A 12,185-nucleotide genomic window follows, 5' to 3' on the forward strand; every position below is an offset into this window, starting at 1 on the left:
CTCGCGTTTCCGTCTGGGGGGCAACCTGCCGGGAGACTCGGACTCAATGTTGCGGAAACACGGGAGCAAAGCTGCTCGGCGTATTTGAGTGCGCGCGATGCTTTTCGGGCCATGCACGATGGTGCAGGCCTGCTGTGAGAGGAAATGACGGGGAATGACAAGCAAGCACGTGGCCGTCCTTCTGGGGGGATTCTCGTCCGAGCGGCCCGTGTCCCTGTCGTCGGGCAAAGCCTGCGCCGATACACTCGAGGGGGAGGGCTACCAGGTCACCCGGGTCGACGTCTCGCGCGACATCAGCTCGGTGCTCGCCGAGCTCAAGCCCGACGTCGTCTTCAACGCGCTGCACGGCCCCTTCGGCGAGGACGGCACCATCCAGGGCATCCTCGAGTATCTGGCCATTCCGTACACCCATTCCGGCGTGCTTGCCTCGGCGCTCGCGATGAACAAGGAACAGGCCAAGAAGGTCGCCAAAGCGGCCGGCATTCCGGTAGCGGAATCGAAGGTGGCCAATCGCTTCGCCATCCAGAACAAGCACCCGATGAAGCCGCCCTATGTGGTCAAGCCGGTCAACGAAGGATCGAGCTTCGGCGTCGTCATCGTGCATGAAGGCCAGTCGCATCCACCGCAGATCATCGGCTCGTCCGAGTGGAGATATGGCGATACGGTGATGGTCGAGCGTTATGTGCACGGGCGAGAATTGACGTGCGCGGTGATGGGCGATGTGGCGCTCGGTGTCTGCGAGATCATCCCGACCGGCCATTCCTTCTACGACTATGATTCAAAATACGTCGCGGGCGGATCAAAACACGAATGCCCGGCAAAACTTTCACCGAATATTTACCAAAAAATACAGACACTGACGCTCAAGGCTCACCAAGCTATCGGCTGTCGGGGCGTTTCCCGGTCGGACTTCCGTTATGACGATCGTCACTCCGAAAACGGTGAAATTGTCTGGCTCGAGGTCAACACCCAGCCGGGTATGACGCCGACGTCTTTGGTGCCGGAAATCGCCGCGCAAGCGGGACACTCGTTCGGCGATTTGTTGAGTTGGATGGTGGAGGACGCTTCGTGTCTGCGTTGAAGTGGGGACAGGGCAAGGGGAAGGGCGCGGCCGGGCCGGTGCTGTTCGGCATGCCGTTGTCGTTCGACCATTTCGTGCTGCCACGCCTGCTCCGCCGGCCGGTGCGTGTGCTGGCGCGCCTCGGCGAGGGCGATTTCGAAGCGCCGCCCTATTGCGCTGCCATCCTGTCGGCGGCACTGCTTATTTCGAGCAGCGCCTATGGCGCCTATCTCGGCGGGCATGCCGACGCCATCGTCCAGAGTGTCACCGCCCGCACCGGTTTTGCCGTCGACCAGGTCAAGGTCGTCGGCAACCGCGAAACCTCCGAGATCGATATTCTCGACAGGCTGGAACTCGACGGCTGGACCTCGCTGATCGGCTTCGATGCCGAAGCTGCGCGCGAACGCATCACCACGCTGCCCTGGGTCGAAGCCGCGGCAGTGCGCAAAGTCTACCCGCATACGCTGGAAGTGCGCGTCGAGGAGCGCGAGCCGTTCGCGCTGTGGCAGCAAGGGAGCGCGCTTTCGGTCATCGAGAAATCCGGCACCGTGATCGCGCCGTTCTCCGGCGGCAAGCAGATATTGCTGCCGCTGATCATCGGCACCGGCGCACCGGCCAAGGCGCCGGATTTCCTGGCCAGGATCAAGAATTATCCGGAGCTTGCCGCGCGGATCAAAGGCTATATCCGCATCGGCGAACGGCGCTGGGATCTCAAGCTTGAGAATGGCATCACCGTCAAGCTTCCCGAAGACGGTGAGGACCAGGCGATTGCCGACCTGGTCAGGATGGACCACGAGAACGGGCTTTTGACGCGCGACATCGCAGCCGTCGACATGCGCCTTTCCGACCGTCTGGTCGTCCAGTTGACGCCGGAAGCGGCGACGCAGCGCGAGGCTGCGCTTAACGAAAAGCCCAAGATGCTGAAGCGCAAGCCGGAGACGAAGATATGAGCTGGCTTGGCGGCAACAGCGATGCCTCGTCGCGCCGGTCCGGCATCCTGACGGTGCTGGATGTCGGTTCCAGCAAGGTCTGCTGCGTGGTGGCCAAGCTCAAGCCGCGCGACGATGGCAAGCTGCTGCGCGGACGCTCGCATCGCATCCAGGTGATCGGCATCGGCCACCAGAAATCGCAAGGCGTGAAATCGGGCGTCGTCATCGATCTCGACCGTGCCGAGCACGCCATCCGTCTTGCCGTCGACGCCGCCGAACGCATGGCGGGACTGACGGTCGATTCGCTGATCGTCAACATGACCGCCGGCCGGCTGAAGAGCGAGGCTTTTTCGGCCACCATCAATCTCGGCGGTCATGAAGCAGACGAGGCCGACATCAAACGCGTGCTTGCCGCCGGCGCCAAGCAGGCGCTGCGGGCTGAGCGCGAGGTGATCCATTCGCTTCCCGTGGCCTTTTCGCTGGATGCCGAGCGCGGTGTGCGCGATCCGCGCGGCATGGTTGGCGACCAGCTTGGCGTCGACATGCACGTGCTGACAGGCGACGCGGCGCCTCTGCGCAATCTGGAGCTCTGCATCAACCGCTCGCATCTCTCGGTCGAGCGCATGGTGGCGACACCCTATGCCAGCGGGCTAGCCGCCCTGGTCGACGACGAGCTCGAAATGGGCGCGGCCTGCATCGACATGGGCGGCGGCACGACGACGATCTCGGTATTTTCGGAAGGCAAGTTCGTCCGCGGCGACGCCATCGCGATTGGCGGCAACCACGTCACGCTGGATATGGCCAAGGGCCTGTCGACCTCGCTCGATGCCGCTGAAAGGCTGAAAGTGATGCATGGCTCGGCGCTGCCAGGAAGCGCCGACGACCGCGACCTGGTCTCGATCCATCCGATCGGCGAGGACGGCGAGGTGCCGTTGCAGATCCCGCGCTCGGTGATGACGCGCATCATCCGCGCCCGCATCGACGAGACGCTGGAACTGCTGCGCGACCGGCTGAACAAGTCCGGCTACGGCAATGCCGTCGGCAAGCGGGTGGTGCTGACCGGCGGCGCCAGCCAGCTTGCCGGCCTGCCCGAAGCCGCACGCCGCATTCTCGGCCGCAATGTGCGCATTGGCCGCCCGCTCGGCGTGGCAGGCCTGCCCGAGGCGGCCAAGGGGCCGGCTTTCTCGACCCCGGTCGGACTTCTGATCTACCCGCAGATGGCGAGCTTCGAGAGCCGCCCGGCGAAGGGAATTTCCGGTCTTCGGATGACCGGAACAGGCGGAAAACTGCATCGAATGAGTCAGTGGTTGAGAGACAGTTTTTAATTTGACGGGGACAGCCCCATAGGCGGCCGCGGCGGCGAAGCGGCGGGAAAGGCAAAGGACGAAGACAATGACCATCAATCTGCAGAAGCCGGACATCACCGAGCTCAAGCCGCGCATCACCGTGTTTGGTGTCGGCGGCGGCGGCGGCAATGCCGTCAACAACATGATCACCGCCGGCTTGCGCGGCGTCGAGTTCGTGGTGGCCAACACCGACGCGCAGGCACTGACGATGTCGAAGGCCGAGCGGCTGATCCAGCTCGGTGCGCATGTCACCGAGGGTCTCGGCGCCGGATCGCAGCCTGAAGTCGGGCGCGCGGCGGCGGAAGAGTGCATCGACGAGATCATCGATCATCTCTCGAACACGCATATGTGCTTCGTCACCGCCGGCATGGGCGGCGGCACCGGCACCGGGGCGGCGCCCGTGGTCGCGCGCGCTGCCCGCGAAAAGGGCATCCTTACCGTCGGCGTCGTCACCAAGCCGTTCCACTTCGAAGGCCAGCGCCGCATGAAGACGGCCGACATGGGTATCGAGGAACTGCAGAAATGTGTCGATACGCTGATCGTCATTCCCAACCAGAACCTGTTCCGGCTGGCCAATGACAAGACGACCTTCGCCGACGCCTTCGCCATGGCCGACCAGGTGCTCTATTCGGGTGTCGCCTGCATCACCGACCTGATGGTCAAGGAAGGCCTGATCAATCTCGACTTCGCCGACGTCCGCTCGGTCATGCGCGAAATGGGCAAGGCGATGATGGGAACCGGCGAGGCTTCGGGCGAGGGCCGCGCAATGGCCGCCGCGGAAGCCGCCATCGCCAACCCGCTGCTCGACGAGACCTCGATGAAGGGCGCCAAGGGCCTGCTGATCTCGATCACCGGCGGCCGCGACCTGACACTGTTCGAAGTCGACGAGGCCGCAACCCGCATTCGCGAAGAGGTCGACCAGGACGCCAACATCATTCTGGGCGCCACCTTCGATGAGGAACTCGAAGGCGTTATCCGCGTGTCGGTGGTCGCCACCGGCATCGACAAATCGGCGGCCGAAATCGCTGCAGCGCCGATCGCCATCCGCACGGCTCCGCCGAAGCCGGTCAGCCGCCCGGCGGCTCAGGTCACGGAAATGCGCCCGGCGCCTGTCCAGCAGCCGATCTATGAACCACGTGCTGCCGATCCGGTCGCCGAGGCCATTCAGCTCGCCGAGGCGAATGCGGCAGCGATGGCGCAGGCCCGCCCGGCACCGGTCGCGCATTCGGAAGACTTCCGTCCGCAGAGCAAGATCTTCCAGGCGCCTCCCGCTCAGCCGCAGCCGATGATGCAGCCAGTGGTTCAGCAAGCGATGCAGCCGGCTCCGCATCGTGAAATGCCGCAGCCGATTGCCGCGGCACCCCAGCGCATGCCGCGGGTAGAGGATTTCCCGCCGCAGGTGAAGGCTGAAGTGGAAGCCAAGGCCCGCCCGGCCGACCACGAGAACAGCGGCCCGATGGGCTTGCTCAAGCGCCTGACCAACGGCCTAACCCGCCGCGAAGAGGAACCTGCACGGCTGCAGCCGGCGCAGCCGCGCGAACCGAAACTGCGCCAGGCGCCGGCGGAAGTGCGCCGCCTAGCCAGCCAGGATCCGCAGCTTTACGCGCCGCGCCGCGGCCAGCTGGACGAGCAGGGCCGACTGACGCCGCAGAGCCGGGCTGTCCAGGAAGACGATCAGCTGGAGATTCCCGCCTTCCTGCGCCGGCAGGCCAATTGATCTGTTGACGGTTCGTAACAGTTGTTAACAGGCGAGCAGGAAACTGTTCGCCTGTTAATATTAAAAGGGATTTTAAAACAAGGACTTATGGGGCAATCCCGCGCTGGACCGCAGTTACAAAGAGTAAGAAACCGTGATTTGGAGTCTCCCTGTGGGACCATTATCTTCGCCACCGACCAAAGTCGGTTTGCTGGGAGTCTCGGGGAAGTGGCCCTGCCTGCCGATCAATCAAGAGCCGCGCCCTCAGGGCAGATGAAGCGGACCTAGGCAGTACGGGCTATGGGGATTGTTTTGCACGACTATCAGACGACACTTAAATCGCGTGCGACGCTGACTGGTATCGGCGTCCATAGCGGCAATCCGGTCACCGTCCATTTCCTGCCGGCAGATGCCGATACGGGTATCGTCTTCCAGCTTTCGAATGCAAGCGGAAGCCACGAATTTCGCGCGCTCGTTTCCGAGGTCGGTGCCACCGACCTCTGCACCATGCTTGGCGATCCGCAAGGCGAGCACATTGCCACGGTCGAGCATCTGATGGCGACGCTCTTTGGGCTTGGGATCGACAATCTCGTCATTGAAATCGACGGCCGTGAGGTGCCTATCCTCGACGGCAGCGCGGTCATGTTCATCGAGGCCATGGACCAGGCAGGCATCGAAACGCTGCCGGTCAAGCGTCGCTACATCAGGGTGGTCAAGCCGGTTCGCATCGAGAACGGCGCCTGCTGGGCGGAGTTCAGGCCCTATGATGGCACGCGCTTCGAGATCGAGATCGATTTCGAAAGCCCGGCGATCGGCCGCCAGCTTTTCGCATCCGATATGAATGCCGACATTTTCCGCCGCGACGTCGCGCGGGCCCGCACTTTCGGGTTCATGAAGGACGTCGAGCGGCTATGGGCAGCTGGCTACGCGCTCGGCTCCTCGCTGGAGAACTCGCTGGTGATCGGCGATGACAACCGCGTGATCAACATGGGAGGCCTGCGCTATCCCAACGAGTTCGCGCGGCACAAGACGATGGATGCAATGGGCGACCTGGCGCTCGCCGGTGCCCGGTTTATCGGCTGCTTCCGCTCCTATCGTGGTGGCCACAGGCTGAACGCCGCGGCGCTGCGCCGTCTCTTGTCCGACCGTTCGGCTTTCGAGATCGTCGAGACGACGCGCCGCGAGCGCGGCCGTGCCGCCGAGATGAGCGCTGTCAATGCCCCCCTCTTTGCGCCCTGGATGATCTGATTCTTAACGTTTTTGCGGCTCTTATTGCGATCAGCTGTGTTGCAAGGATGCATCACTGGCCGGCCAAATCGCACAGCTTTCCAGGTGGCGCCAAACCGCCACAAAAATGTGCGATTGGCCGGGGATAGCGTTGCCGGGCAAGGCGGTTATGGTTTATGGCTGCTGCCGTCGACTGAAATGACGCCGAAAGGGCGGAATCCAATCATGTTTTTCAAGCGAGTTGGTCAATCGAAGGCGCCGCGGCGGGCTGTTTTCCTGGCGCTTTCGGTCGTCGTTCCATCGCTGTTTCTGTCGGCCTGCATGTCGTCCGAGAAGGACGTCGATCTATCGACCTATGTCGATCAGACCGAGCCGGCCGACGTGCTCTATAATCAGGGTCTCGCCAATCTGAATGCCGGGCGCCTGCAGGAGGCAAGCCGCAAATTCGATGCCGTCGACCGCCAGCATCCGTATTCGGAATTCGCCCGCAAATCGATGGTGATGGGCGCCTTTGCCGACTACCGTCAGGGCAATTACGACGAGGCGATCGGTTCGGCCAAGCGCTACCTGACCCTTTACCCGTCGACCGACGATGCAGCCTATGCCCAATATATTATCGGGCTGAGCTACTACCGCCAGATCAAGGACGTCACCCAGGACCAGAAGGAAGCGCGTCTTACCGTGCAGACGATGCAGGACCTGGTGACGCGCTGGCCCACGTCCGAATATGCCGACGACGCCAAGGAGAAGATCCGCTTCGCCAACGATCAGCTCGCCGGCAAAGAGATGCAGATCGGCCGCTATTATCTCGAGCGCCGCGAGTACATCGCAGCCGTCAAACGATTCCGCAACGTGGTGGAGAACTATTCCAACACACGCCATGTCGAGGAGGCGCTGGCGCGTCTGACCGAGAGCTACTACGCGATGGGGCTGACGTCGGAAGCGCAGACCGCCGCGGCCGTGCTCGGCACCAACTATCCCGACAGCCAGTGGTACAAGGACTCCTATAAGCTCCTGCAGAGTGGTGGGCTCGAGCCGCGCGAGAATGCCGGATCGTGGATCTCCAAGGCCGGGAAGCTGATCACCGGCGCCTGAGCGGCGCGTCACCATGCTCTCCAGGCTGTCGATCCGCGATATCGTTCTGATCGAGAAGCTGGACATCGACTTCTCGTCCGGCCTTTCGGTGCTGACCGGCGAAACCGGCGCCGGAAAGTCCATCCTGCTCGACGCCTTGTCGCTGGCGCTTGGCGCCCGCGGCGACGCCTCGCTGGTGCGGCATGGCGCGGCACAAGGCCAGGTCATCGCTGTGTTCGACGTGCCGCGCAACCACCCGGCCCGTATGCTGCTCGCCGAGAACGCCATCGAGGACGACGGCGACATCATCCTGCGCCGCGTCCAGACGGCGGACGGCCGCACGCGCGTTTTCGTCAACGACCAGCCGTCCAGCGTGACGCTGATGCGCGACGTCGGCCATGCGCTGGTCGAGATCCACGGCCAGCACGACGAGCGCGCTTTGGTCGATCCCGGTGCGCATCGGGAATTGCTGGACAGCTTCGGCGGTCATCTGGGCGCCGCGCGTGCAACAGGCGAGGCGTGGCGGCACTGGCGCGCCTGCGAGCAGGAATTTTCACGGCACCGGGCCAAAGTCGAGGCGGCTTCCCGCGAGGCCGATTATCTGCGTGCGGCGGTCGCCGAATTGACCAGGCTCGATCCGCAACCGGGTGAAGAGACCGAGCTCGCCGAACTGCGCGCCTCGATGATGCGTGCCGAAAAGATCGCCTCGGAAATCCACGATGCGCAGGATGTGCTCTCGGGCCCGTCCTCACCCTTGCCGCAGTTGGCCAGCCTGCTCAGGCGGCTGCAGCGCAAGGTGACGGAAGCGCCCGGCTTGCTTGAAGAGGTCGTCAAATCGCTCGACGAGGCGATGCTGTCGCTCGACGCGGCGCAGTCGGGCGTGGAAGCAGCACTTCGCGCCACTGAATATGATCCGCAGCGGCTGGAGAAGGCCGAGGAGCGGCTGTTTGCGCTGCGTGCCGCCTCGCGCAAGCACAGCGTCGCTGTCGACGATCTGGCGCAACTGCGCGACACCATGGCGGCCGACCTTACCGATCTCGACGCTGGCGAAGAGCGCCTGCATGCGCTGGAGAGACAGGCTGCAGCTGCGCGTCAGGCCTATGACATTACGGCGGCCCAGCTGTCGTCGCTTCGCCATGCGGCGGCCGCAGGGCTGACCAAGGCGGTAATGGCCGAACTGCCGGCGCTGAAGCTCGAACGGGCTGAGTTCATCGTCGAGATCGCAAGCGATCCCGGGAGCCGCATGGAAGAAGGCATCGACCAGGTCGAGTTCTGGGTGCGCACCAACCCCGGCACCCGGCCCGGCCCAATGATGAAGGTCGCTTCCGGCGGCGAGCTTTCGCGCTTTCTGCTGGCACTCAAGGTGGCGCTGGCCGATCGCGGCTCGGCGCCGACCCTGGTCTTCGACGAAATCGACACCGGGGTAGGCGGCGCGGTTGCCGACGCCATCGGCCAGCGGCTGGCGCGGCTGGCAAAGCGCGTGCAGGTGCTTTCGGTCACGCACGCGCCGCAAGTGGCGGCGCGCGCCGCGACGCATTTCCTGATCTCCAAGTCAGGCGGGGCCGACCGGGTGTCGACCGGCATCGCCGAGATGGACCGGGCGGCGCGGCAGGAGGAGATCGCGCGCATGCTCGCCGGCGCCACCATCACCGACGAGGCGCGCGCGGCGGCCGAGCGCTTGCTGCGGGAGAACATCGCGGCAGCGTAGAGCGGTTCATCACGCCGAACCGCTCTACCTCTTTGTTTTGCGCAATTCCGGACGGAAAACCGTTTCACACTTTTCCTGGAATTGCTCTAGACGAGTTCGTTTCCGGCGCTCGTGACCTGAGTCAGGGTCTGGCTCCATCCTGCTGTTCAGGAATGATTTCCGTGTCTGATCTCTCCCTCATGAGAGAATCCTGTTCTATTGTGTCGCGCCACCGTGGAGGGAGCAGTGTATGGACGAAAAACCAGTAGATTCGCTCAGCGAAAGCGAGGCGGCAAGCGAGTTGAAGCGGTTGGCGCAGGAGATCGCCGAGCACGACCGGCGCTACCATGGCGAGGACGCGCCGATAATCACGGACGCGGAATATGACGCGCTGACGCGGCGCAATCTCGCCATCGAACAGCGCTTCCCTGCTTTGCTGCGTGAGGATTCCCCCTCACGCAGGGTCGGCGCGCCACCGGCGGAAGGCTTTGCCAAGGTGCGTCATGCGGTGCCGATGCTCAGCCTCGCCAAGGCCTATACCGACCAGGATGTCGCCGATTTCATCGTACGTGGCCGGCGGTTCTTTGATCGCGACAAGGATCTGGACATCGCCTTCACGGCTGAGCCGAAGATCGACGGGCTGTCGGCTTCGCTGCGTTATGAAGGTGGTGTGTTCGTGCAGGGGGCAACGCGCGGCGACGGCGCCGTTGGCGAGGACATCACCGCCAATCTGAGGACCATCGCCGACATTCCCAAGACCTTGAAGGGATCGGGCTGGCCCGAGGTCATCGAAATACGCGGTGAGGTCTATATGACCTACGCGGAATTCGAGGCGTTGAAGCAGCGCTCGGCGGCGATCGGCGGCCAGGATTACGTCAATCCGCGCAATACCGCGGCCGGGTCGCTCCGTCAGAAGGACCCGTCTATTACCGCCAGCCGCAACCTCAAGTTCTTTGCCTACGCCTGGGGCTTTACCACAAAGGATCCGGCTCCGACCCAGTACGATTCCGTGCAGAAATTCGCGGAGTGGGGGTTCAAGGTCAGCCCGCTGATGGTCCGGGCAAGATCGGTCGAGGAACTGGTCGCGCATTATCACCTGATCGAGACCCAGCGCTCATCACTGGGCTACGACATCGACGGCGTCGTCTACAAGGTCGACCAGCTGGAATTGCAGCGCAGATGGGGTTTCGTCACTGGCGAACCGCGCTGGGCCATCGCCCACAAATTTCCGGCCGAACAGGCGATGACAACCGTGCTCAGGATCGACATTCAGGTGGGCCGTACCGGTACGCTGGCGCCCGTTGCCCGGCTTGCACCCGTCACGGTCGGCGGCGTAGTGGTCGAAAACGTCACGCTTCACAACGAAGATTACATCAAGGGTCTGGACAGCAACGGCCAGCCGATCCGCGACGGCTATGACGTGCGTATCGGCGACACAGTGGTCATCCAGCGGGCAGGGGACGTCATTCCGCAGATCGTCAGCGTCGTAGCCGATAAGCGTCCGCCAGATGCCGTGCCCTACGAATTCCCGCACAAATGTCCGATCTGCGGCTCACCCGCAACGCGCGAGATCAACGAGAAGACCGGCAAGGAGGATTCCCGCCGCCGCTGCACCGGCGAACTGATCTGCCCTGCGCAGGCCGTGGAAGGATTGCGCCATTTCGTGTCACGCGGCGCCATGGATATCGAAGGCCTGGGCGCTGAAAACATAGATCTGTTCTTCAACGCCGGGTTGATCAAGACAGCCGCCGATATCTTTACGCTCAGGGATCGTCGTCCCGCCGTTACCAAGGCGCTGGCCGAGCGGCGGGAAGAGCAGGCCAGGCAGCGTGAGGCCGCGTCGGGCAAGACGCGCAAGAATGTACGCAGTGTCGAGGAACGCAACTACGACGGCCTCGACAAGCTCTTCGCTGCCATCGACGCTCGCCGCGAACCGGAACTCGATCGCTTCATCTTTGCGCTGGGCATCCGCCATATCGGCGAAACGACGGCCGCTGTGCTTGCCCGAACCTTCTCGACGATCGAGGAGTTGATCCGCATTGGCAAGGAGACAGCAGCGGCAGCCGATCCACACACCGTTTTTCCTTCGATCAACGGCATCGGCGATACGGTGATAGGTGCGCTTCGCGATTTCTTCGGCAATGAACGCAACGACGCCGTGCTTGAAGCGCTGCTCACACAGGTCCACCCGAAGCCATACATCGTGAACGTCTCAGCCGATAGTGCGGTCGCCGGCAAGACAATCGTGTTTACAGGCACGCTGGAAAAGATGACGCGCCCCGAGGCCAAGGCGATGGCCGAACGTCTCGGCGCGAAGGTCGCCGGCTCGGTTTCTGCGAAGACCGATCTCCTGGTAGCGGGGCCGGGCGCCGGTTCCAAGCTGAAGGACGCGACCAAATTCGGCATCGAGGTGATCGACGAGGACACCTGGTTGCAGCGGATCGGCAAGGGCGCGTGATGGCGGCTGCGTTCAACGGTTTTGGGCAAAAGGCCATTCCCTTCCTCAAGGCGCTGGATTTTCATCAGAGCCGGGAGTGGTTTTTGGAAAACCGCGACCTTTTCGAACGGGATCTGCGCGACCCCTTCGGCGATCTGGTCGAAACGCTCTCCGAGCGCTTCACGGCCGCGGGGCTCGGCCTGCGCGGCGACCGCAAGAAGTCGCTGTTCCGGATTAATCGCGATGTGCGTTTCGCCAAGGACAAACGGCCTTATAACCGGCATTTGTCGGCGATCCTTTCGCCTGACGGCACCAAGATGGAACAGGGCGTGTTTTACGTCCATATCGGGCTCGATCGCTGCTTTGCCGCCGTTGCCTGGTGGCAGCCCGGACCGGAGCTATTGCTGGCGCTGCGCAACGCGATCGCGAAGCGGCCGGCTGAATTCCGCACCCTCGTCGCGGCGCTGAAGAAGAACGGCCTCGAGCTCGACCCGGACGGCTGCATGAAGCGCACGCCGCGCGGCTTCGAGCATATCGCCGAGCCTGATCTCGCTGCCGCGATCCGCAATCGGCATTTTGCCGTCCGGCACGCAGTCGAGCCGGCGGATATTTATGGAGCTGGATTGGTCGACGAACTCGTCGACTTCGTCATGCGGGCAAAACCGCTGCTCGACTGGGGCAGGGCGATCGAAGGCAAGGCTTCGCCGCGCTAGCGGATAAATCAGACAG

Annotated in this window: 9 protein-coding genes; all 9 read left to right on the forward strand. The window is 63.3% G+C overall.

What is annotated here, in order from left to right; translation table 11 throughout:
* Positions 1 to 154: 154 nt before the first annotated feature.
* Complete coding sequence (locus tag NKH63_RS01660) at positions 155 to 1,081, forward strand: D-alanine--D-alanine ligase (protein WP_352481537.1); 927 nt, start codon at positions 155 to 157, stop codon at positions 1,079 to 1,081.
* Positions 1,069 to 2,010, forward strand: a complete 942-nt coding sequence (locus NKH63_RS01665; RefSeq protein WP_023721197.1) for a cell division protein FtsQ/DivIB — start codon at positions 1,069 to 1,071, stop codon at positions 2,008 to 2,010. The genes NKH63_RS01660 and NKH63_RS01665 overlap by 13 nt, the downstream gene beginning before the upstream one ends.
* Positions 2,007 to 3,314: a cell division protein FtsA gene (ftsA, locus tag NKH63_RS01670; RefSeq protein WP_352481536.1), complete on the forward strand. Its 1,308-nt coding sequence runs from the start codon at positions 2,007 to 2,009 to the stop codon at positions 3,312 to 3,314. The genes NKH63_RS01665 and ftsA overlap by 4 nt, the downstream gene beginning before the upstream one ends.
* 67 nt (positions 3,315 to 3,381) lie before the next feature.
* A complete protein-coding gene (ftsZ, locus tag NKH63_RS01675; protein WP_023721195.1) occupies positions 3,382 to 5,052 on the forward strand; it encodes a cell division protein FtsZ in 1,671 nt (556 codons plus the stop codon).
* A 279-nt stretch (positions 5,053 to 5,331) separates the two neighbouring features.
* Entirely contained in the window at positions 5,332 to 6,279 is a 948-nt protein-coding gene (gene lpxC / locus NKH63_RS01680) for a UDP-3-O-acyl-N-acetylglucosamine deacetylase (protein WP_352481535.1), read from the forward strand.
* A 204-nt stretch (positions 6,280 to 6,483) separates the two neighbouring features.
* Positions 6,484 to 7,353, forward strand: a complete 870-nt coding sequence (locus tag NKH63_RS01685; RefSeq protein ID WP_352456160.1) for an outer membrane protein assembly factor BamD — start codon at positions 6,484 to 6,486, stop codon at positions 7,351 to 7,353.
* 13 nt (positions 7,354 to 7,366) lie between these two features.
* Entirely contained in the window at positions 7,367 to 9,040 is a 1,674-nt protein-coding gene (recN, locus tag NKH63_RS01690) for a DNA repair protein RecN (protein ID WP_352481534.1), read from the forward strand.
* Positions 9,041 to 9,269: 229 nt separating this feature from the next.
* Positions 9,270 to 11,477 (forward strand): NAD-dependent DNA ligase LigA, encoded by a 2,208-nt coding sequence (ligA, locus tag NKH63_RS01695; protein ID WP_023721191.1) that lies wholly within the window; start codon positions 9,270 to 9,272, stop codon positions 11,475 to 11,477.
* Positions 11,477 to 12,169, forward strand: a complete 693-nt coding sequence (locus NKH63_RS01700) for a DUF2461 domain-containing protein (protein WP_023721190.1) — start codon at positions 11,477 to 11,479, stop codon at positions 12,167 to 12,169. Before ligA ends, NKH63_RS01700 begins: the two co-directional genes overlap by 1 nt.
* Positions 12,170 to 12,185 lie beyond the last annotated feature (16 nt).

The sequence above is a fragment of the Mesorhizobium sp. M0960 genome (genome assembly GCF_040319055.1).
Classification (GTDB): Bacteria; Pseudomonadota; Alphaproteobacteria; order Rhizobiales; family Rhizobiaceae; genus Mesorhizobium.